Below are 23,760 nucleotides of genomic sequence, written 5' to 3'. Positions count from 1 at the left end.
GCTTGGCTTTTATTTCGTTGAAGTCTGATTAGTGGATCCAGTACCAGCCATTTACTATACAAACTATATGAATAGGCGTGACGTAAAAGGGGAAGTGGAACTGAACTATTAGCCTTAAGCTAGCGACTAGGGAAGATGATAGTGCGTGTGATGGTCACTGTTTAAATGACAGTGATAAAAATGGATGAATAACTCAGCTAAATATAAAAACGCGCCGATAAAAAATCAGCGCGTTGAGGTATTACTTATGGGTTATTTCTTAATTTAGAAAGTGTATTTAGCACCTAAAGAAATACGACGTCCTTTAACATCGAAGAATTCACCATCGTCATATGCAAATGGATTACGTGGTGGAGCCTTATCCAACAAATTATTTATACCAACACGTAGTTGTAACTCATCCAATAGGTAAGTCTTATACATGAAGTCAAAAGTAGTATACGACGGAATATCGTTGTAGTTGTTGTCTTCAAGTGTCCACGTGTTGCTTTCTACAGTCGAGTGACGGTAATTAACAGTTAACACATATGCCGAGTCATCATGAGCATACGTTGATGATAAACGTGCTTTAATTCTTGGAGACTCCATTTCACCTAAGTTCACACGAAGGTCATCAGATCGACCAGTTGAGTTCTCAGTCGCTTCAGTTAAATAGGTTGCTGTGAACTTAACCGCAAGAGAACCATTGAATATATCAGTTCTATATGCTGATTCGAAGTCGAAGCCTTTACGTGCAAACTGCGCGGCATTGATTGGCTTGTCTATGAAGTAATCTATGTTACGAGTTTGCTCATTGCGAACTACGTTACCACAGAATGGGTTGTCTAATGAGTTTGACTCGTAGCAATATTGAACAGCATCTCTTCCAAAGTACTCTATCGCACCATCGATTTCAAATGACCAGTAATCTAAAGTGAAATCTAAGCCATCAACGAAAGAAGGCGTATAGATAACACCAATTGTATGGTCGTTAGACACTTCGTTCTCTAGGCTTTCATTACCGCGAATATAGCCAGGCAAGCTACCACCAGCTAACCACTCATCAGTTGGCATCCAGCCTGTAGGCATGTTATCCGCTGCACAGTTGCGGATCACATTGTCTTTAAATTCACTTCCTGAAGCGGTAATTGAATCGGCACGACAGATGTCTTTTCGGCCAGAATCGAACGTCTTAGAGTTTGGCGTAAATAAGTCACCTAGGTTTGGTGCCCTTACTGACTTTGAGCGGTTTAAGCGAACACGTAAATCATCTGTTACACCCCAGTTTAAGGCAAGCTTCCACGCATCATCAGCACCCGTTACAGAGTAATCCATGTAACGGAATGCTGTTTCAAGCGTTAAGTCTTGCGCAAAACGCATGCCCTCAATAAGCGGGATAGAGATTTCAGTAGAAAGTTCGTCTACTTCAATTTCACCATTCATAGCAAGACTAGAGTTACCAAAAATTAGCCCTTTTTCCATATTTTCAGATGGTGTCGTTGTTACTGATTCACGTCGGTGCTCCGCTGTAAATGCCGCAGCAACATAGCCTGCTGGTAGTTCAAATAAAGAACCATCAACTGTTACGGCAAATACGACTTGGTCGTGCTTTGCAAAACGTGTTGCGGTAGTGCCAATGTAGTCAATTTGCTCTTGTGTTGCTGATGTTGCACCCATGGTATTAAATGGTGTACAACCCGCTAAAGCACCAATGACATTGCCTTGTGCATCTCGGTCAGCACATACGATTTCGCCGTTGTACTCAACTGCGTCAATTGCATTGATTTGGTTTTGAGTTAAAACTTCACCTTCCCATAGCGTGTCTTGTTCAATACGACCATATTGAACATAGGCGCTGTAGCCCCAATCGTCGTTTAAAAAGCCTTCTGCGCCAATAGAGGTACGAAACACTTCTCGCTCTTGCCCGTATGTACGGTCACCCCAAAGATGCTCGTTTGCTTGACGCAGTGTTACTGATGTTAAGCCATTGTCATCAAGCAGCTTAGCCATATCGTCTTTCATGTAGGCATTATCACGACGGATTGTATGGCGGAAAAATGCAGGGCTACTTTCTGATGTTGCTTCTGTATTTGAGTAAGTAAAGTCAAATGTCAGTGCATGCTCATCATGTAATTGATATGTAGCGTACGCTGAAGCAATAACACGCTCAAGAGGGGTTTGAAAGTAATCTTTATAGCCGTGACCAAATACGCCATCACCTTGTTGACCTTCGCCTTGAATATAGTGGCGGGAAGGATTACCAACACCCGGGTTAGGAATACGGCCTAGACCATAATCAAAAGCACGTACGTTACCATTTTCATCAAAAGTATAATGATGGTTATTAAATGCGTTGTCATCAAATCCACCTTGAGTGAAGAAGTCACCGCCTTCAGAATAGTAAGCCAAGGCAGTAGGCTGACCTAATACAACTCTATTTGGAATGCCGTCTTCGCCACTTGTATTTGCTGGATTTAAATAGCTATTGACAGGTGTGCGCATAAAGTCACGGCTCAGCTGTGTGTAGCTTTTATTTTCGGTGTAATTCAGTGATGCAATGAACGATAGTTTGTCACCTTCCATTCCGCCTGTGATTGAGAAAAAGTTTTCTTCGCCACCGCTTTGCTCAGGTCGAATTGTTGATACATCAACTTCGATGCCATCCATTGATTTTTTAGTAATGATGTTTACAACACCCGCAACAGCATCTGCACCATATACGGCAGCAGCACCACCTGTGGCAATTTCAATACGTGCAACCATTGACGTTGGGATGTTGTTTAAATCGACAGCAGTTCCGCCTACTGAACCTGGCACAAAGCGACGACCATTTACTAACACTAATGTCCGCTCTGAACCAAGGCCGCGTAAATCAGTCGTATTTAGTCCAGACGAAAAGATATAGTTAGTTGTTGTCTCAGGAGAAAGTCCCACAGTCGCTTGTGGCATTTCTGCTAGTAAGTCATTAACGTTGGTAATACCTTGGTTTTCTAATTCCACGCCACTGATAACAGTTACTGGAGTCGGTGATGTTAGGTTAAAGCGTTTAATTTTAGAACCTGTTACTTGAATACGTTCTACTTTTTTTGCTTCGCCAGAATCACTTGCCATGACGGCTGAACCTGATACCGCGCCAGTTAATAGTGCTGCTTTGATACCTACAGCTAATAGATTTAACTTCTTCAACATAAGACCTTTTTCAATTGTTGTTACGGACCCCACTTACTTTTGTAAGTGCGGTTATGCTTATGCTGCGTTTTTAGCACATCTAAATGTAACAAGTGGGACTTAGGTAGTTGTTGGTTTTGTTTTTATTTTGTGGATGATGTTTATGTAGGTTTGTAATTTTGTTTTTCTGCGCATTTTTGCTGGTTTCGTAGCAGTATGGTGGTGTAACCAAAGCTTTACAGTGAGTGATTTTTAATTTGAATGTTATCGTTGATGTGAATTAAATTTTCAAAAAAGAAATGATTATTCAAACTATTAGGCTGATTAAGCAGCTTGAATGTTCAGTCTATGTTATTAAATTTTTAATTTTACCGCTTTTTTTTTATTCGTTCGGATATTTTTTTCTCGATAGGGAACTTTTATGCTCCCTATTGATGTCAGTGTACTCTTATGGGTGTAAATTAACTAAGAGTGTTATTAGAGATAATCGTTCATTAGTAAGCTGCTTTTTTATTTGTGCGCCACGAAACCCTTTGGTAATAATTGCTTGAGCGCTTATGGAACGAGTTTCTTGAGCAATTTTCTTTAATTTTTCACTCTGGCTTTTTTTAAACCCGACTGTAAAACGCATTATATCAATAAGTAGTTCGAAGCGCGCTGGTCGTCGCCAAAGGTCAATACTGTTAAATAGTTTCAATAGGTCATTGGGCGAGGGGGATGTCATTAACGTTGTCGTATGTTCACAGTAATCCCTCAATGCGACAGCATATTTACTGGGAATTTTTAGAGTTTGCTCTATTCCTGTGAGTTCAGTTACACATGCGTGTTGAAGCCATAAACAAAATAAGATCACTTTATAGTTTGGAGCTGACTTTGGTACTTGAGTTAGTTGGGCGTTTAGTTTTTGATGTGCGTCGTCACTCCACTGTACTAATAATGGCTGAACATCATTTAAGGCATTTAGATGAGATAATACTGTTGTGAAAACCTCAATGGATCCATCTCCTAAGCTTTTTTCTATTTCTAGCCAGACTCGCTCTTGTGTGAGTGTTTTTAGTTCTCCTTGCTGTACCATGTTTTTCATCAGCACCATTGTTTCATCAGCAATACAAAACCCTAAGTGATGATAACGTGCTGCGAATCGTGCGACGCGTAAAACCCTTAATGGGTCTTCGCAAAAAGCGGGGCCTACATGACGCAGTATTTTGTTGTTTAGATCTTGTTGGCCGTTATAGGGGTCAATTAAAGTACCGTTATCGGCTTGCGCTATCGCATTCACCGTTAAATCGCGTCTATATAAATCTTGCTCTAGGGTGATCGTCGGCTCAAAATCACAAATAAATCCACCGTAGCCTTGGCCATTTTTTCGTTCTGTTCGTGCTAGGGCATATTCATCTTGACTGACAGGGTGCAAAAAGACGGGGAAATCGTTGCCTACTTGTTTGTACCCTAAGGCGATCATTTTTGCAGGCGTTGACCCAACCACAACATAGTCTCTTTCAACGATTGGTCGGCCCAGTAGTGCATCACGAACAGCACCTCCCACTAAATATACTTTCATGTTTTCCTCAAATTATACCCTAGGGGTAAAACTAATTTCACAAAATTGGAAACAAGGTTTTAACTTGTTGGCTTTTTTTGCCATTATAGAGTGCATCATAACAATAAAGAGACACAACGTGTATTTACGCTACTTTGGGTTGAATGAAAAACCCTTTTCGATTGCCCCAAACCCGCAATACTTATTTTTGAGTGATAGGCATAAAGAAGCTCTGGCACATTTAACCTACGGATTGGGGGATGCTGGTGGGTTTGTTCTTTTAACTGGGGAAGTCGGTACCGGTAAAACAACGGTAACCCGAAGCATGCTGGCACAATTACCACAGAGCACACAAGTTGCTTTTATATTAAACCCTGCGTTATCTGAAATGGAGTTGTTAGCCAGTATTTGTGATGAATTTTCCATTGACTATGATGCTGAACAGGCAACGCTCAAGCGTTTAACCGATGTGATTAAAGCACGTTTGTTAGCCAATCATGAGCAAGGTGGCCACACCATGTTGATCATTGATGAGGCTCAACATCTTGCACCTGAGGTGCTAGAGCAACTCAGATTGTTAACAAATTTAGAAACCGACCATAAAAAGCTGTTGCAAATTGTGTTAGTTGGGCAGCCTGAGTTGCAACAATTATTGCAGCGTAATGAATTACGACAATTGGCGCAGCGGATCACGGCGCGGTATCATTTGTTACCTCTGAGTGAAGCACAAGTGTTTGCGTATATTCAACATCGCTTAAATAAAGCGGGGTGTAAAGCAACGCTGTTCGATCATGATGCGATTGCTTTTATGCATAAAGTAACGGCTGGGATCCCTCGGTTACTAAACCTGCTTGCGGACCGTTGTTTGTTAGGGGCTTTTTCGGCACAACAACAAGTAGTAAATAAAGTGATTGCAGAGCAAGCTGCACAAGAAGCTTTACCGCTTGGTTTAGTGCCACAAGAGGCAAGTGTGAAACGCAGCTACACGTGGCGTGTTGTTTCAGCATTTACGCTGTTGTTCTTCTCAGGTTTTGGCCTGTCATATATCGTATAGTGATAAAAATGTCATACTTATTTAATGCTTTAAAACAATCAGAAAAAACAGAGAGTTCTGAACCGTCTCATTTAGCTTATCAACATCAAAAGCAGTTGAACTTTTATCGCCGTTTATCTTTTGGGCTTGGTGGTATTGTGCTTTTTGGTGGTGCAATGGCTGCGGGGTTTGCGGCAGGCAAATTTGTGCAAACATCAACACTGCATAATAGTGAACAGCCTACAGTTGTGACTGAACAGGGTGTTCTCTCAGCACAATCAACCGTGCCTAAAAAAATAGCGCCAACGGAGTCAGCCAGTAACCCTATGTCTGCGCCTAATCTAGTTCAAGGTGCGGTTAATAACACCGCGAGTGTCGTTAATCAGCCCATGACACAAGGACAGCAACCTATGCAGTATCAGTGGGTATCAGTACAAATTGGTGTCAATGTTTCTGGGCAAGCGGTGTATGAGCAGCGTTTAGTACCGGTCAATAGCCAGCATTTGGGTAGCCCTATGGCAGTGCCAAGTCAGCAGCTTACACAACCTCGTTTGTTACATCCAAGTGCTTTACAGCCCAACGTGGTAAGATCGGGTGTGATATTGCAACCGAACTTAGTTCAACCACAACTAGTTCAGCAAGATTTAGTTCAGCCAAGCAGAGCAACCATAAATGGCAGTAACCAGTATCAAGCAGCAGGAAACACTGCGAATAGCGCTATAAAGCCTTACTCTGATCCTGAGCTCGATAATGTATCGGATGAACTTAAAGAAGCGTTTGCACAGGCCGTTTCTGATACTGAAGGTAACAATAGTGGTGAGGTGATAGCGACAAGTAAAGACTCAGCAAAAGCGGCACCAGTAGAGTTGTTACCAGCAGGTTTGCAAAATAGTATTCCGAGATTGCGTTACCAAGCACATATTTATGCAACTGAGGCTGACAAACGTTGGATAAAGCTTAACAATAGAGAATTGTATGAAGGCGATAGTATCGGTGCGCTGCAGTTGTTGGAGATAACGCCGGAGCAAGCGTTGTTTAACTTTGATGGTTATGAATTCACATTAAAAGCGATGCAAGATTGGCCACTGTGAAATAGTGGGTTGGTCTTACGCTCTTCACGGCAGCATGGAATGACGGAAAAATTTTAAGAGGTCCAAACTAAATTCTTCCGGTTTAATTGCTGCTTCTAAACCATCATTAACCCGCTTATTAGCAAGATCAATATCTTTTACTTCAATGTAGCGCATATGTTTGGCGTGGTAAAATACTTTCACAATGGGTTGCAGTGGGGTGTCTGGATTACTCCCGCTGACAATGCCGACTCGTTGACTGGTCAGTTTAACCAGTGTACCAACAGGGTACACGCCAATAGCATTAATAAACACATTAAGCAGCTCTGTATCGAAGTGGTGCGGTGTTTCCTCTCTTAGGAGGCGAAATGCTTTGACAGGGGTCATGCCTACCTTGTATACACGTTCAGCCGTTAATGCGTCATATACATCTACAATCGCGGCCATTCTCACATATTGAGATAGGTCTTTGGCTTCATAGCCAAATGGGTAGCCCGAACCGTCTAAGCGCTCGTGATGATAGCCTGCAATCTCCGTTGCGATCTTACCTAGTTGTGCGTTCATCACGATATCATAACTGTATTTCGCATGTTGCTTCATGACTTCAAATTCTTCGATACTCAATTGGGCCGGTTTTTGTAAAATGGTATCAGGAATATGTACTTTACCGATATCATGCAACAATGCCCCAGTTGTCATTTGCTCTATGACCGAGCGTTCTAACCCCATATGTTTGGCAAAAATACTAATTAAAATCGACACATTAATGGAGTGCTCTAATAGATAGGTATCTTTTTCTCTTATGCGGGCAATACAGGCCAGAGCATCTTGATTACGAAATACCGAATCAATAAGCCCATGAGCGGTTTCTTTGAACGCTGAGATATCAATAGTGCTGCCTGATTGGAGATCTTTAAAGGCTTTTTTTTGTAAATTTTTGGCTTCGTCATATAGCTTAGCCGCTTGGGTTAACTCAGAGTCCATACTGGTCGATTTATGCCATGGATTTACTACGCTATCGACTGCTTCTGGCATGTCACAAGGGGGAACATCGCTATGAGCTTCTTCATGAAGGGTTTTACTCGGATCTATTTCTACTTCAAGTACGCCAGTAGCCTTTAAGCTGTCGATGCTTTTTTGTGTTTTCACCCAGCCTTGGTTTTTAATTTTGATATGCCCAGTTTGCTTAATAACACCAACCACAAACATACCTGGGTTCAAGTCCTTGATATTTATTATTTTCATCTTGAGCCCTAAAAACGAGAGTGAGAATTATAAGCCTAGCAAAGAACAGCAAAAAAGGTAGTGATAAAGGGTGGCTTTTTATTGATTGTAAACAAAAAGAAGTGTGAGGTGGGAATGGACATAAGCTAAAAGTAACTTATGTCCATGATGTTTGTAATGGTTTATTCGTCGTCTTCAACTAGGGTCATCAGTGAGGTATTACCACCTGATGCCGTTGTATCAATACTGATGGTTTTCTCCGTCACGAGGCGGCTGATCAGCGTGTCATAGTATTCTGCACTGATAACGGGCAAAATTGCACCGCTACGAGCAGCTAAGTGCTGACTGAAGTAACCTAAACGTGATGAACGTGCAGCAACAACTGCACCTGCTAAATGCGGATGGGTGAGTACCGCGTATAACTGGTTTGGTTTAGCAACTTGGAACACACCTTCTGCAATGCCAGTAGAAATAAACTTATTTCTAAATGCTTGTGCTTCTTCATAAAACAGCTCTGATGCCACGGTTATCACGGTATTACCCGCCGCAAGCGCTGTAATGATAGAAATAGCCCAGAAGTTAAATGAAGTACTCTTATCGGCATAACACACCACACAGCCGCGCGCTTCAAGGTGCAAGGTATTCGACTCACCTGTCGGACCCGGTAAAGTGGTATGATTACGCATGCGTTTTTCTAAACGGTTAAGTTGGGTACGTGCATCAGCCAATGTTTTGGCTAAATCGTCGGCTAAGTCGTCAATGATCTCAACCGTTGCTATTTTAGCCAGTAATTGGCGAACAGCTGACACCCGATCATTTAAAGGGGTTGCACGCCAAATTTTCTCATCGCGCATTGAGTTACGCATTAAGCGATCAACTTGCTCTGTTGCACCAGGGAAGTTATGCGTTTCTAACTCATCTGCGGTTAAGTTGGTCATTTGCACGTTGTCTGGAGAGGCTTTCTCTTTAACCAAACGATATAAGTAGTTTGGTCCACCCGCTTTCGGGCCTGTTCCTGACAAGCCGCGTCCACCAAAAGGTTGCACGCCAACAATCGCCCCAATCATATTGCGGTTTACGTATACATTACCCGCTCTAGACATTTTAGCTAAATAGCGACAACGCTCTTCAATACGTGAATGAACACCCATTGTTAAGCCATAACCGGTGTTATTGATTTGATCAATAACATTGTCTAGCTCGTTGGCTTTATAGCGAATAACGTGTACAACAGGACCGAATACTTCACGTTTTAATATTGATAGATCTGCAATTTCGTATAAACGCGGGGCAAAGAAGAATGCACCATTTTCTGAATTATCAGGAATTGGCGATTCAAATAAGAGCTTGCCATTGGCTTTTAAGTACTCAACATGTGCAGTCAGCGTGTTCAGTGCTTTTTCGTCAATGACTGGGCCAACATCAGTATCAAGCTGAGCTGGGTCGCCGATATGTAATTCTTGCAGCGCGCCCTTTAGCATTTTAATAATGCCATCAGCCACGTCTTCTTGTAAGAATAAAACTCGCAGCGCCGAACACCGTTGTCCCGCACTTTGGAAACCAGATGAAATTACATCATCAACCACTTGCTCTGGTAAAGCCGTTGAGTCAACGATCATACAGTTTTGACCACCGGTTTCGGCTATCAGAGGAACTTGAATGTCATTTCGTTCAGCAAGAATTTGTGAAATTAACGTACCTGTTTCGGTAGAACCAGTGAACATCACGGCTTGAATACGCTCATCAGGGACTATGTGCTTACCTACCTCGCTACCGCGTGCGATAACCGCTTGTACAACATGTTCAGGTAACCCAACAATTTGCATTAGCTCAATACAACGTAGCGCGATCATACTGGTTTGCTCAGCAGGCTTCGCAATTACAGTATTCCCCGTCACAATCGCAGCAGCAACTTGGCCTAGGAATATGGCTAGAGGGAAGTTCCAAGGGCTAATACATAAAATAACCCCACGGGCTTCAAAGCGCTCATCTTCAGAGAGCTCTTCAGCACGCGCAGCATAGTAACGACAGAAATCGACGGCTTCACGAACTTCATCAACGCTGTCTTGGGTAATTTTACCAGCTTCTTTGATACAAATTGCCACGAGCTCATCATGATGGCGCTCTAGTATGTCGGCAATGCGGCGTAATAGTTCTGCGCGCTCAGATACTGGCGTCTCAGACCAACTTGCAAATGCAGTGTCAGCGTTAGCCAGCATAGCTTGCATTTCATCACTCTGGTGCAGTGGCACTTGACCGACAACCTCAGTATGATTTGCTGGGTTGCGAACCGCTAAAAAGCCTTCTTTAACATCCGCTTCAGTGATACGGTTATCTTTAAACCATTTGTCTAAGTTGTCTTTTAATGGCGAAATAACATTGATGTCTGTTAAATCCATGCCTCTTGAGTTATCACGCTCAGCACCATAAAGCTCAATAGGCAACGTAATTTGAGTATTAAATTTATTGCGTAAGCTTTGTAGGGTTTCAACTGGATCAGGCAATAAAGACTCGACTGGCTTAGTAACATCAACAATGGCATTTACGAATGACGAGTTAGCCCCATTTTCAAGCAAGCGTCGAACTAAGTAAGCCAATAAATCTTCATGTTGACCAACTGGTGCATATACACGACATTGTACATTGTCTTTTTCAACGATTTGATCGAATAAAGATTCGCCCATACCGTGTAAGCGTTGGAACTCAAAGCCTTTGTTATCGCCTTTTGCTACTTCAAGAATTGTCGCCGCAGTGTAAGCGTTATGTGTTGCGAACTGAGGGAATAATACATCTCGTGCTTCAAGTAATTTAATCGCACAGGCTTTGTATGATACATCTGTTGTTGCTTTACGTGTAAATACAGGGAAGTGATCTAAACCATCTTGTTGCGTGGTTTTAATTTCTGTATCCCAGTATGCGCCTTTTACCAAACGCACCATTAATTTACGACCAACACGGCGGGCTAAATCAGTCAACCATTCAACCACAAAAATCGCACGTTTCTGGTAGGCTTGTACAGCTAGACCAAACCCTTGCCAATCACCCAGTTCATCATCAGAGAAAACTGCTTCAATTACATCTAATGAGATGTCTAAACGGTCTGCTTCTTCAGCATCGACAGTAAACCCAATGTCATATTTTTTAGCAGCTAGCGCAAGCTCTTTTAGCTTAGGTACAATTTCGGTAAGTACACGGTCACGGTGACTGAATTCATAGCGAGGGTGAATAGCCGATAGCTTAACTGAAATGCCTGGGCTTTTGATTGGGCCACGGCCATTCGCTGCTTTACCTATTGAATGGATCGCATTCATATAGCTATTAAAGTAGCGCTGGGCATCTGCCATGGTGCGCGCGCCTTCGCCGAGCATATCGTAAGAATATACATAGCCCTTTTGCTCTTTTTCAGCAGCACGTTCAATTGCTTCGTCGATATTTTGGCCCATGACGAACTGCTTACCCATGATTTTCATGGCAAAGTTCACAGACTTGCGGATCACCGGCTCACCCAAGCGGCCAATGGTCTTTTTAAGTACACCGAATTGCTGATCTTTATTTTTATCTGTGTAGTTAACTATTTTACCGGTAACCAGTAGGCCCCAGCTTGATGCATTAACAAATAAAGAGTCACTACTTCCTAAATGAGAGCTCCAGTCACCATTCGCTAATTTGTCACGAATAAGGTTATCTTGAGTTTCTTTGTCTGGTACACGAAGCAATGCTTCAGCCAGACACATTAATACCACCCCTTCTTCTGAAGAAAGAGAGAATTCATTTAAAAGTGCATCCACGCCATTTTGACCATCTTGGTCTTTACGAATATTTACGACTATTTGGCGTGCGCGTTCCCATGCACGGCTTCGAGCCGTAACGCCTACTTCAGCAAGCGGCAAAATATGATCGATCACTTGCTCTTCATCAATACGGTAGAAGTCACGGATTTTTTGTCGAATAGGACAGGTAGTTATTAAATCGCCGTTATAAAGCATAAGGAACCCTCAGGAAAAGGAGTCAAAAACACAAGTAATTAACACGTATTTGGTCAGACATAGGGTAAGTTGGGTCAGACAAAATCGTGGCGCGATCAGCGCCTAATTAATTACAACATAGTTAATTAATGCAGGTGTTGGCTCAACATTATCACACCCTTAGACGGTGTGTAAGTTTTAGTCAATATGCATTGTGTTTAGTATCAAATTTTTCAGGCATTCTATCGGAGAATAAGCAGTATATGCTGTTTTATTTTGGGAAAATACGGTAAATTAGCGGGATAACTCTCTCATAAACAGAATTAAATGCTGCATGACAACTTCTACTAGAACTCGCGTATTAGACCGGATTGATTTAGCAATATTAGACGTGTTGCAAAAGAATGGTCGAATTTCGAATGTTAACTTGGCAAAAGAGGTTAATTTGAGCCCAAGCCCGTGTTTAGATAGAGTGAAAAAGCTAGAATCAGAGGGATATATTGAAGGCTATTCCGCCCGTTTAAACTCTGCGAAGCTCGGTCAAGCGTTGGTCGCACATGTAGAGATTACGTTAAAAAGCTCTACAGAAGCGGTATTTTCTGTATTTAGAGAACACATTGTGAAAATACCACAAGTTGTTAGCTGCGATATGGTTGCTGGTGGGTTTGATTACTTGGTGACTATTCGGGTTGCGGATATGGTGCAATATAGAGAAGTGCTGGGTAAGATTGTTGAAACGCCGGGTGTGAGTACAAATCATACTTATATGGTTATTGAGCACATAAAAATAGACAGTGGTTTAACCGTTTTATAAATCGGTGATATTTAAAGTCTCTCTAAAAAGCATTCATTGAAAAACGTTCTCATAAAAGTACTGTTATAAAAGTACTGTTATAAAAGTGCTCATTTGAGAGCGCTTTAGCTTTATAAATGACAAAGGCTGAATATTTCAGCCCTTGTTGTTTAGTCTGGCGATTTAAGCCCAGCCGTCGTAACGTTTACGGCGAGACAAAAAGATGGTTAATATAATGCCCAAGAACAACCCCGCAAATGCAATCCCACCACCATAGGCAAGTAGTTTGTGTTGTTCATCTTGCTTTTTAACATTACTTTCTTGGCGTTGTGTGGCTAATTGAGATTGTAAATCCGCAATGCTATTTTGCAACAGTGTGTTTTCGTTTTGTAAGTCGTCATTACTTTGTTGTAATTGCGGTAATTGACCTAGAGTGTTGTCTAACTCATTTTGTAGGGTAATCAGCATTTCGTTAGCTGCCGTGAGCTGTTGTTTTAACCCGGCTTGTTTGGAAACAAACTTGTCTTCTACCCACACTTCACGTTCTTTATCATCAATAATTTGAATATAACCATTTTGCGGCTGTGCGATTATACGGATCTGTGTGCCCGCATCGATTGACCCTAAAATACGGTAGTTTTTCCCCGGACCTGAATGTGCGTAGATGAAGAGGTTATCTACAATAAACCCTAAATCATCAGTGGTCTGTTCATCCGCCGTTACTGGTGCTGTAGCCAGCTGTAATTGCTCAGTGTCTTGTGCTGCTGAAAAGTGTGACATGAGCGCAAATACACTGGGTAATATAATTCGTTTCAACATCCCTCGACCCAAGTTTTAATAATTTTTTCAAATAGTATGGATTTCATTGAGCAATAGCAAGAGATAGCGAAAACTTCCTGGAACATACGGCAAAAAGATTGCAAACTGCAGGTGCATTGTATATTTTGGGCGTTCGATAATTAGATAGGTAACAACTTGCCATAATGGACACTGAAATAGAACTAAAGTTTTTACTTTCAGACAATGAAGTTCCTCTTATTCCAGGACTCATCACTCAATTTGCGAAAACAGTTAGTAACCAGCCCGCTCGGAATTTAAAAAACGCATATTACGACACCCCAAACAGAGAACTACGTGCACTTGATATTGGGCTTAGAACGCGTTGCTGTGACAATGACTGTGAACAAACCATAAAATTGGCAGGTGAGGTGGTTGGTGGCTTGCATCAACGACCAGAATACAATCTTCCTCTTCAGTCAGTAAAACCTGATTTGATGGCGTTTGCACAAGGAATATGGCCTCATGCTATGCAAGTTAGTAGCATTAATGAAAATCTATTCCCGATCTTCAGTACGAACTTTATTCGTCGCACTTGGTTAATCGAAACCGAGCAAGGCAGTAAAATTGAAGTAGTATTGGATAAAGGTGAAGTGGTTGCACAAGGCAAAGTAGAACCCATATCTGAGCTTGAGATTGAGCTTGTAGAAGGCACTAGGGATGATTTGTTTTTATTAGCGGATCATTTAATTAATGTATCTGGGCTACGCTTAGGGCTATACTCAAAAGCAGCTAGAGGTTATCGTTTAGCCGATGATAAACCACTAAAACCGAATAAGTTTATTGGTTTTGTGCCACTACAAGCCGGAGCGACGCAAGAGCAAGCGTTAGTTGCGGCAGTCAACTACGGTATTCAGTTTGTGCAAAAGCATGAACAATGCTACTTCAATAAACCGAGTTTAAAAACACTGAAGCGAGTTATCGACGGTGTAACGCTTATTCGCCATACGTTTCGTCTGTTTGCTGATATTGTAGATAAAACCACGACTGAGCATTTACGCAGTGAATTTAAGTGGCTATTGGATGAATTAGTTTGGGTCGAAAATGCCATTTATTTAAAAACCTATACGTCAAAACGTCATGCTTATTACAAAAAGATAAACAGTGCCCCAGAGCTTGCACAAGTGATTGGTGATTTAAAAGATGTGCAACCGACAGCAACTGACATTGAAGATTTATTTCATTGTCCGCGTTACAACCGCTTAATATTGACGCTCACTCGATGGTTAGTTGATAAAGAGTGGCGTCAGCACTGGGATCAAAAAGCACTCAATGCTGCAGAGCAACCTGTGTGTGATGTTGCAAGAGGCTTTTTTGACTCGGATTGGCGAAATTTAAAAGCGCAGCTTTCAGAAGATCAAGCTTTGACTAAAACCGATTATTTACGACTACGCCATCAGCTTGAAAATACCTTACTTAGCGGTAATTGTTTAGGCCAGTTATACGACAAAGAAGAGCGGCAGGAGTTTAGAATGCCGTGGATTGATATTGTTTATGGCATTTATGAACTCGATACTTTGTCATATTTAATGCAGCTTTGCCAAGGTCAGGATAGTGATGCTTTGAGAGATATTCAATCATGGTTAGAGAAAAAAGCAGACTTCTTAGTCAGTGCTATGGAACAAAGCCGTAATGCCTCTATGAATGTGCAGCCTTACTGGCGATGAATATCATGTAGCTTATTATTGGCAGAGTGCGAGTAATAAGCTCTATTCCTCTGACACACCATGAACTTTATTCTCAGTTTGACAAGCGGCTGTTACCACCAAGTTATGCATAGCGCAAGCGGCAATCTCCACTCATGATTGCGTGTTGTTTTAACGCGTATTCGCCAAGACAGCATAATATTGTTCGACTACACTCATAAAATCTTTCTCTCTCGTAGTTAGGTATTATGATTGATATTGACGACAAAGTACTGAGTGATCTACGTTCTGGGTTTAGCTTGCCAGCTAAGCCCGAAATACTACAAAAGCTGCAAGTTGAGTTAAACCAAGATGAGCCGGAGCTCGGGGCGATTGCAAAAATCATCTTGGAAGATGTGGCAACGTCTGCAGCGGTGCTGAAAGTGATTAATTCACCTGCCTATGGTATGTCTCGATCTGTGACAGATATTAAGCAAGCGGTGATGTTTTTAGGGGTTAATTGCATTACTCAGCTTGTAACAGGTCACCTATTGAAAAATGCCTTTAGCCAAAGTGATTGTGGTATTTCGCTTGAACGGTTTTGGGACAATGCTTCAGAACTGTCGCAAATAGCGATGCTGATTGGTCAGCAAATCAAACCAACGATCCCGGTTGAGAATTTACAGCTCGTAGGGCTATTTCATGATGCGGGTATCCCGGTAATGGCTATGAAATACGACAACTATTCTGAGCTGCTAACCAAGGCAACACAACGACCAGAGAAAACTCTCGTTATGTATGAAGAACAAGTTTATCCAGCGAACCATACTATTGTGGGGTATTTTTTAGCAACTTCTTGGCATTTACCCAAACCTATTTGCCAGATGATTTTACGTCACCATGACCCTGAGTATTTAAATGGGACCTTAGACCCCGTGACCAAGGCGACGTTTGCAGCATTAAAACTGGCTGAGAATTTAGCCTTTGAAGCCAAATATTTCCGTTCATGTGCTGATTGGCATGCATTTAGAGACAACGTGATGGTAGCGCTTGAGCTCAGCGATGATGAGTACACAGATATAAAAGAAGATGTTGAGGAGTTTTTCATTCACTAAACGTGATGTTTTTTTCATGTTTTTTTTGTACATTTTTTGTGGTTGTTTAGTCGTAGCATTAATGTTTTATTTTGAGTTAGCGCTGACTTTTGATATTTGCTGTAACGGCGTTGGCTCTGAGTAAAAGTAAAAAACACAACATGTACACATTAAAAGGATAGTTTAATGACTCATCACCAACGTAAGTGGGCAGCTGCATGCTTTGCCATCGCAAGTTTAAGTTCAGGCTATACTGTTGCGCAGAGTGAAGCACCAAATAGTCAATCGGTGAGTGAGCCAACCAACATAACATCACTTTGGGCGTCACCTGTGAGTTGCCACATAGATCCATCTGCACTCAGTAGAGCAATTTACAACAGCCGTTGATCAACACGCACGACTAGGTTTGTGATTTCTGGCCAATGCCACGGCCCCATTGTTATTCACAAACGAGATATAAAAATTAGTAATGATACGCATCAAAGTGGATCAATTCGTTTATTAAGAGACTCTATATCGCTGTTCAGGTGTCGGGCAATGGTTATTTTTTGGGAGATAACAAAACCCATGTAGAGTCTTTAATGGTATGGGGCAAAGCTTTAGCAGAGGTTAACCGTGAAAGCACTCTTGCCCAATTGCAGATGGGTGGGCAAACTCTGTTTGCTGCCTATCGTAATTCATCTATTACGTGGCCGTATTTTTTATATGGTAATGTGGTGTTTGAACTAGAGCATTCCATAGCCAGTAACTAGGTGGGTGTCGATAAACCACAATCGATTTTACTCGGTAATAATGCTACCGTAAACGGGACATTGTACCCGTCTTGGTAATGGGCAGGGCAAGATGGTAATGAGCCGTAAGCTTTCATAGCCTATAAACCCTAGCCGATACTAGACGTCGTTAGGGTTTTATGAAGTTTTTCGCATTGAAAGCTTCTTCCTTCATAAAATATAAATTAATAACAATATGAGTTTAATAGTCACACTGCGTGCTTGGGTTGTGTCTTATAAGTACGCTTAATTTAATGAGAGAAAAACATGACTAGCACGCTCACTGAAACTGAATTGAAAACCCAAGTACGACTGGCAAAAATGGGCAATGTGGATGCTTTTACATCTTTAGTAAAGCATTCAAGCAATGTTGTCGAGTGTATTGCTTTAGGAGTTGTCCGCGATATTGATGCCGCTAAAGATGTAGTACAAAAAGTATATATAAAAGTATGGACTGATATAAAGCAACTTAAGGAAGCGAGTAGTTTTTTACCTTGGGTGCGACAAATCACGCGTTATACGGCAATGAATAGTTTGCGTCGTACTATTGTAAACGTTGATATAGATGCGGAGTCTGCCGAAAGGTTGCTCGCGAAGTTATCTTGCGCAGGAACTGATTTAGACACTACGCTGCAACGAGCTGAACAAAGCCAACTCATTGCGCATCTGATTGAACAACTCCCTGAAGAATCTCGAGAGATCACGTTACTGTACTATAGAGAAGAACAAAGTTGTGAAGCTGTCGCACATTTACTTGATCTGGCGCCAGCCACAGTTAGAAAGCGTTTACAGAGAGTGCGAGAAAAAATTAAGTCACAAATATTAAATGACTATGGCCGTGTTATTTTAGCCAATGCACCAATCGAGTTGGCGAGTCTTATCACTATAAGCATATCATCAACCCCTGTTGCGGCGTCGATTGGAGCCGTTGCGGCGCCAACATCTTGGTACAGTAAGTTATTGATGATGTTAGGTGGGGCGGGGATTGGCGGCATGATTGCGATGCTTGCGATTTGGCTGAGTACTCGCTTAGTGTCTAGTCAGCTAGATGATGAGTACGCTAAACAGGCAGTAAAAAAATTACGAAATCACGGCTTCATTGCAGTTGGAGCTGGGACCGGTGTTATGGCGCTAGGCTATGCATCTACGCAAGGGTGGTTACTCCCGGTATTGGGTTTTATGATCATTTCTTGCTGGTTGGTTTGGAGCACGTTACATATTCGTTTGATTACTCAACAACTGAATTCAAGTGCTAACCAGGGTCAAAGAGTTGCGCAAAAAGCAGCGGGATTGGTTGGCCTCATTGTTGGTGTATTAAGTGGGGGGACAGGGCTTTATTTTGGTCTTGAAAACAGTGGCCGTTTTACATCCTTACTGTAAATGCCCTTTGAGCACAGCCTAGGAGTTTATTAATCAAGACGATAGAGAACCTTTGTGGCAAAAAGTTCGGGGGGAGTAGCTGAGGAGTAACAGTTTTTGAAATTCAACATTTGGAACTTTTATGGTGATGAAATAAAGCCTGTTACCCAAGCATAAGAGTTATCAGAAAGTTTGCAACTTCAGTATGTCCGACTAAAGTAAATAAATTGTAACTAGTGGTGTACATGCACTAGCTGCAATTAAATGACAACAGTTAAGGATACATAATGAAAATAATGACTCGAATATTTACGGTATTATGGGTGGCTCTATTTAGCACGCCGCTTATAAGCCTTCATGCCAATGCAGCGTCACATCTACCTATACTTGATTGGTTGAGTAAGCCGCAAGAGTTACTTCTCCCTCGCTCAGAACACTTTACCATTGACGATTCTATTGAGATCACAACAGAGGATGGATTAAATCTAAAAGCAAATATATTTGTACCGACGCAATTAGATGAAAAATTCCCTGCGGTGATATTTATCAATAGCTGGGCACTTAATGAGTACCAGTACATTAAGCAAGCCGCTTATTTGGCTGAACGTGGGTATATTGTACTGAGCTATGCAACGCGAGGGTTTGGTGGCTCTGAAGGGGTGGTTGATACCGCAGGACCCAACGATATTGCTGATTACAGCAAGGCCATAGACTTTCTAATTGATAACTATCCCGTAGATGTAAATGCGATTGGGACGGGCGGCATATCGTATGGTTCAGGTATAAGTTTAATTGGGGCGGCACAAGACAGCCGGGTTAAAGCTGTGGCTGCCTTAAGTAGCTGGGGTAGTCTGGTTGATTCACTATATGGCAATCAGTCGCCGCGACTGGCTTGGGGCGAGATATTAACATTGTCTGGTCAATTAACCGGTAACCTTGATGACACTGTGCCTCGTTACTGGGAGGCAATAAAGTCTCACGATGAAAGTACATTACCGGAGGTCATTGATTGGGCGTTAGTACGCTCTCCCTCAGAATATATTGATAAGTTAAATGCCAATGGTACAGCCATCTATTTAGCGAAAAGCTATGGCGATAATCTATTTCAACCAAATAGCTTAATGACTCTATTTGAGCAATTAACCACCCCGAAATACATCGACTTGCTGCCAGGCACCCATGGTACCGCTGAGGTTTTACCTGATCTATTGGGGATCGGCGAGAATCTTGTATGGGAAAATGTATACCACTGGTTTGATTTACACTTAAAGCAACAGCCAAATAGGTTACCCAGTGATAAACCCATCAATATGAAAGTAAAGTTTAGCGATAGTACTGACCAGTTTACTTCATTATCGGACACAAAAATTGCAACACAGCGATATTTTTTACATCCAAGAACGTGGTTTGATAATGGGGATTTAGAGGTAACGCCGTATGGCGTATCACAGAGTAAAGACAACACTTTAAATGCTTGGGCTGGCACCTTATTTACCACCAGCATCCCTGTACTCTCGCAGTTATTGGAGCAGCTGGAGGTTCCGGTATACAGTCATATATATGCGGCTTCAAATATACGTGGCATTTATTATCAATCGCCAAAAGCAGTGAGCAAGATGAAAATAAGAGGCAACCCCTCAGTGAGTTTATATGTCCAGCCACATGCAGAGCAGGCTCAGATAGTTGCTTACTTATATGATATGAATGCACTTGGTATGGCGAAACTTATTACTCATGGAGTGTATACACTCCCAAAAGCTAAGGCGGGTGAAGTTATTAAACTAGATATAGAAATGACTACCACCGCTTATGATGTCCCTCAAGGACATCGCGTTGTACTGGCGCTTGATACACAAGATCCACAATATAAAAAGCCAAACCGTCGGGCGTATTACATTGATATTGAATACGGCAATGGCAGAGAATCTGAGCTGACAATTCCCTTTATACGATAATAGCGTTGCAGTAGGTTTCACTGGCTTAATAAGTCACACGCGGTGCAAAGGGGGGACGCTTTTGTTGCATGATGTATAGCAGGCGTTATTGCATCAAACCATGTGACTGCTTTGTAAGCATTGAATACTTTTATAAAGCAGCCACATGTATTACTGCGCTTGGGTTAGGTGATATCCAGCACCAGTAAGTTATTCATATTTTGCGCGATGATTTATGGAGTGTGCCAATCAGCCGGAGGCTTTTTCCAAGTCAGTGACTTCCAGTGCCAGTTATAGGGCATTTTGATATAAGCGTCGTATGCGTCTGCAATTTGGTTCGCCGCCAAATACTTATCAAATTCAAGCGCGATTGAGGCATGCTAAAGGGTTGTTGCGTCAAGGTAATAATCAACTTGATGTCGCACTTGCATGTGGTTTTCATGACCAGAGCCATTTTCACAGACACTTTAAACGTTCCATGGGGGTGACGCCTGGGCATTATGCTAAGGCTGTGAGCTGCAATAACGTACAAGTTATTTATTAGTGCATAGAGTAGGGTATTTCTATCATTCAATGAGGTAATAATGATGAAAATGCTTGGTTTTAGAATACATAGTTCAGAAAATTATAATAAATATGGTTCGCTTATGCGTGGTGCTTTGGCTGTTTTCCCTTTGGCATTGGCGCTGTGGGTATTTTGCTTACGACCGTTTTGATCACATCTCGGCACATACTCTATAGTTTATCATTACGTCCTTCATTACACACATTCCCTACACGATGGCGAATTGCCTTAGGCTTTTTACTGACCGATGAGATGTTTGCTATTGTGATGGCCGATAAGTTTAAAAGCTTTAAGGCTGATCCCTGGTTTGCCTTAGGAGTAGGTGGCTGCTTTTATATTGCATGGAATCTTGCAACGACGCTGGGTATTGTGCTTGGCATGTCCATGCCACAGCTGTATAGCTTAGGGTTAGACTTTGCCATTGTAGCGACGTTTATCGCGTTGATTGTGCCTAGTATTAAAACATTTCCCATCTTGGTATGTGTTGCCGTTGCGGCGTATAGCGCCGTTGTTTTTGCGCTTTTTCAGTGGCAGGTGGGTTTATTTTTATCTTCTGTGCTCGGTATGTTGGTAGGGTACATAACTGAAGTCGCGTACAAAAATAAAGGGAGAGAAGTGTTATGAGCTGGGCTGTTTTATTCGCTATGGCAGCGATTATCTTTATCAGTCGTTACGTGTTCTTAGAGCCTAGGCTGCCTTTGGTGCTTAGCCCTAACATTCAGCGGTTATTAACCACTCTGCACCTGCGGTATTGAGTGCGATTGCTGCACCTTTGGTCTTTATTGACGGTGAGCAATTACATATTGGGCTGCAAAGCCGTTACTTTATTGGCGCAGTAGTCGCCTGTTTACTTATTGTGTTAACTCGTAATACCTTAGTGACAGTGCTTGGTAGTATGGGGTTATTTTTCTTTGTGTTATAAACCCGATGATGAGTAAAAGAAAAGGTGAGTTACTACCCTAAAAGTAGTTCCTCACCTTTTGGGCTAAAGTTTTACTTTGACGTATTCACCGGGGGCATCATAAATACCGGGGGCATCTTCTGTGTGAGTTGCACGCGCAGGGACTTTTTCACTGTTGTGGCTTGTCACCCACTTTTGCCAATGTGTCCACCAAGACCCTTTACTATGTCTAGCTTTGTCAAACCAATCTTGGGGGTCGCCTGTTGCGTCAGGGCCAAACCAGTAGCCATATTTATTGGCTTGTGGCGGGTTAATTACGCCGGCTATGTGCCCTGACTCTCCCAGTACAAAAGTGACATTTTTACTGGTCTGCTGAGCGCCTTTAAAAGTGCCTTGCCAAAGCGCAATATGATCGTCTCTTGTGGAGAGCATATAAATGGGTTGTTTAATTTTGCTTAAGTCGATTTTAGTACCGCGAATACTGACTTGCTTTTCACAAATAAGCTTATTTTCTAAGTACAGTTCTCTGAGCATAAAGTTATGGCAGTTAGCGGTTAAGTTGGTGCTATCGCTGTTCCAATACAATAAATCCATACTCATTGGTGCTTTGCCTTTTAGGTAATTATTGACGTAATAATTCCAATAAAGGCTATTTTCTCTAAGCATGCTGAATGAGGTGCCGAGCATATGCCCGTGCATAATGCCATTTTGTGTATTGTATGCTTCCAGCGCACTCACTGTGGGTTCATTGACAAAAACACCGAGCTCACCAGGTTGTGAGAAATCCAGCAGGGTTGTAAGTAGCGTGGCACTTTTTATCCTTTGTTTCATTCGCTTTGAAACAAAGTAAGCCATGGCTGTTGCTAAAAGCGTCCCTCCAATACAGTAACCGATTGCATTAATATCACTTTCACCAGTGTGTTTTTCTATGGCATCAACGGCGGCTATGACGCCATCAACCACATAGTCTTCAAAGCCAATATCTTTCATACTGATATCTGGGTTTTTCCACGACATCATGAAAACGGTATGACCTTGTTCAACCGCCCACTTCACCATCGAATTACTGCTTTGTAAGTCAAGAATATAATACTTATTGACAAACGGCGGCACGAATAAGAGAGGGACTTGATACACTTCATCACTGCTGGCGTTATATTGAATGAGCTCAAATAAATGATTTTGGTAGACAACACGCCCTGGTGTCGTTGCTAAATCAGTGCCTAATTCAAAGGCGCTTTCATCTGTCATGCTGATCCGCAGCATGTCTCCGCCTTTTTCTAAATCGCTTTTAAATAACTCAAAGCCGTCAATGAGGTTCTGTCCGTTAGAGTCTAAAGTTAGCTTTAACAGTTCTGGGTTAGTAGAGATAAAATTTGACGGCGACAGTGAGTTCACGGTTTGTCGAGCAAAAAATTCTAAGCGCTCTTTCAGTTTGTCGTCAAGCCCCGGGGTTTCACGAATTGAACTCAGTAATGATTGGCCAAAGAGTAAATAGCTTTGCTTGATATAATTGAACCACGGGTTTTCTTGCCATTCATCGGCTTTAAAGCGGCGATCGCCTCTCTCTTCTGTCACGGCTTGTGTTGTATTGTCGAGATCTGTGGGGGCGAAAGTTTGTTGAATAATGTGTAGTTGGTTTTGCCACCAATCTAATTGGTTTTTTTGCATGGTTTCAGGTTTTTTTATTATGGCATCGAGCCATGCACTAAAATCACGGTTACTTTGTTCAGAAAGTGCCTTTTGCACAGGGTTATCTTTGAATAACGAATTATTGAATGCAGTGTACATGTCTTGGTTGTATTGCCACCATGCATTCAGAGTTTGGTTTAGATCTTTATCTTGAGTATCCATTACGTTCGTCCTAATGGCATTGGTTAATATCAATAACAACAAGGAGTAG

17 protein-coding genes and 1 pseudogene are annotated in these 23,760 nt (G+C 41.9%); 12 read left to right on the top strand and 6 right to left on the bottom strand.

The window, feature by feature from the left end; all coding sequences use genetic code 11:
• Positions 1–264: 264 nt before the first annotated feature.
• Positions 265–3,168 (bottom strand): TonB-dependent receptor domain-containing protein, encoded by a 2,904-nt coding sequence (locus tag CWC18_RS15385; RefSeq protein WP_138592546.1) that lies wholly within the window; start codon positions 3,166–3,168, stop codon positions 265–267.
• A gap of 427 nt (positions 3,169–3,595) precedes the next feature.
• Positions 3,596–4,708 carry a tRNA nucleotidyltransferase gene (locus CWC18_RS15380; RefSeq protein ID WP_138675618.1) on the bottom strand — a complete coding sequence of 371 codons (1,113 nt, stop codon included), beginning with the start codon at positions 4,706–4,708 and terminating at the stop codon, positions 3,596–3,598.
• A 118-nt stretch (positions 4,709–4,826) separates the two neighbouring features.
• Here CWC18_RS15380 and CWC18_RS15375 point away from each other — a divergent pair, with 118 nt between their 5' ends.
• Positions 4,827–5,741, top strand: a complete 915-nt coding sequence (locus CWC18_RS15375) for an ExeA family protein (protein ID WP_138592548.1) — start codon at positions 4,827–4,829, stop codon at positions 5,739–5,741.
• Positions 5,742–5,749: 8 nt separating this feature from the next.
• The gene (locus tag CWC18_RS15370; protein WP_138675617.1) at positions 5,750–6,811 is read left to right on the top strand and encodes a general secretion pathway protein GspB; all 1,062 of its coding nucleotides are present in this window, start codon (positions 5,750–5,752) and stop codon (positions 6,809–6,811) included.
• 24 nt (positions 6,812–6,835) lie between these two features.
• Here the strand turns inward: CWC18_RS15370 and CWC18_RS15365 are convergent, their stop codons facing one another.
• Positions 6,836–8,035, bottom strand: a complete 1,200-nt coding sequence (locus tag CWC18_RS15365; RefSeq protein WP_138592550.1) for an HD-GYP domain-containing protein — start codon at positions 8,033–8,035, stop codon at positions 6,836–6,838.
• Between the two features lie 161 nt (positions 8,036–8,196).
• A complete protein-coding gene (gene putA, locus CWC18_RS15360; RefSeq protein WP_138675616.1) occupies positions 8,197–12,000 on the bottom strand; it encodes a bifunctional proline dehydrogenase/L-glutamate gamma-semialdehyde dehydrogenase PutA in 3,804 nt (1,267 codons plus the stop codon).
• A 313-nt stretch (positions 12,001–12,313) separates the two neighbouring features.
• Here putA and CWC18_RS15355 point away from each other — a divergent pair, with 313 nt between their 5' ends.
• Complete coding sequence (locus CWC18_RS15355) at positions 12,314–12,793, top strand: winged helix-turn-helix transcriptional regulator (protein ID WP_138592552.1); 480 nt, start codon at positions 12,314–12,316, stop codon at positions 12,791–12,793.
• Between the two features lie 162 nt (positions 12,794–12,955).
• On the opposite strand, the gene CWC18_RS15350 is transcribed toward CWC18_RS15355, so the two are convergent.
• Positions 12,956–13,591, bottom strand: a complete 636-nt coding sequence (locus CWC18_RS15350; RefSeq protein WP_138592553.1) for a TIGR04211 family SH3 domain-containing protein — start codon at positions 13,589–13,591, stop codon at positions 12,956–12,958.
• A gap of 164 nt (positions 13,592–13,755) precedes the next feature.
• Between CWC18_RS15350 and CWC18_RS15345 the strand changes: the two genes are divergently transcribed.
• The 9 genes and pseudogenes from CWC18_RS15345 (at position 13,756) to CWC18_RS15305 (ending at position 21,878) form a co-directional block, all read left to right on the top strand.
• Positions 13,756–15,276, top strand: coding sequence for a CYTH domain-containing protein (locus tag CWC18_RS15345; protein WP_138592554.1), 1,521 nt, complete (start codon positions 13,756–13,758; stop codon positions 15,274–15,276).
• A 227-nt stretch (positions 15,277–15,503) separates the two neighbouring features.
• On the top strand, positions 15,504–16,349 hold the full coding sequence (locus CWC18_RS15340) for an HDOD domain-containing protein (protein WP_138675615.1): 846 nt from the start codon (positions 15,504–15,506) through the stop codon (positions 16,347–16,349).
• 165 nt (positions 16,350–16,514) lie between these two features.
• Positions 16,515–16,715 carry a hypothetical protein gene (locus tag CWC18_RS15335; protein ID WP_138675614.1) on the top strand — a complete coding sequence of 67 codons (201 nt, stop codon included), beginning with the start codon at positions 16,515–16,517 and terminating at the stop codon, positions 16,713–16,715.
• Between the two features lie 161 nt (positions 16,716–16,876).
• Positions 16,877–17,080 (top strand): hypothetical protein, encoded by a 204-nt coding sequence (locus CWC18_RS15330; RefSeq protein ID WP_138675613.1) that lies wholly within the window; start codon positions 16,877–16,879, stop codon positions 17,078–17,080.
• A gap of 285 nt (positions 17,081–17,365) precedes the next feature.
• The gene (locus tag CWC18_RS15325) at positions 17,366–18,478 is read left to right on the top strand and encodes an RNA polymerase sigma factor (protein ID WP_138675612.1); all 1,113 of its coding nucleotides are present in this window, start codon (positions 17,366–17,368) and stop codon (positions 18,476–18,478) included.
• Between the two features lie 266 nt (positions 18,479–18,744).
• Positions 18,745–20,412 (top strand): CocE/NonD family hydrolase, encoded by a 1,668-nt coding sequence (locus CWC18_RS15320; RefSeq protein ID WP_138675611.1) that lies wholly within the window; start codon positions 18,745–18,747, stop codon positions 20,410–20,412.
• A 298-nt stretch (positions 20,413–20,710) separates the two neighbouring features.
• Positions 20,711–20,935: a helix-turn-helix transcriptional regulator gene (locus tag CWC18_RS15315; RefSeq protein ID WP_249348214.1), complete on the top strand. Its 225-nt coding sequence runs from the start codon at positions 20,711–20,713 to the stop codon at positions 20,933–20,935.
• 144 nt (positions 20,936–21,079) lie between these two features.
• Positions 21,080–21,580, top strand: coding sequence for an AzlC family ABC transporter permease (locus CWC18_RS15310; protein ID WP_171041125.1), 501 nt, complete (start codon positions 21,080–21,082; stop codon positions 21,578–21,580).
• Positions 21,577–21,878 (top strand): annotated as a pseudogene (locus tag CWC18_RS15305) (AzlD domain-containing protein). The gene CWC18_RS15310 and the pseudogene CWC18_RS15305 overlap by 4 nt, the downstream one beginning before the upstream one ends.
• 63 nt (positions 21,879–21,941) lie before the next feature.
• Here CWC18_RS15305 and phaC read toward each other — a convergent pair.
• Complete coding sequence (gene phaC, locus CWC18_RS15300; protein ID WP_138675609.1) at positions 21,942–23,711, bottom strand: class I poly(R)-hydroxyalkanoic acid synthase; 1,770 nt, start codon at positions 23,709–23,711, stop codon at positions 21,942–21,944.
• Positions 23,712–23,760 lie beyond the last annotated feature (49 nt).

Origin of the sequence: Pseudoalteromonas aurantia (genome assembly GCF_005886875.1) — a bacterium.
GTDB classification, from domain to species: Bacteria; Pseudomonadota; Gammaproteobacteria; order Enterobacterales; family Alteromonadaceae; genus Pseudoalteromonas; species Pseudoalteromonas aurantia_A.
Note: the sequence above shows the minus strand (reverse complement) of the source record. Positions and strands in the feature narration are given on the sequence as shown.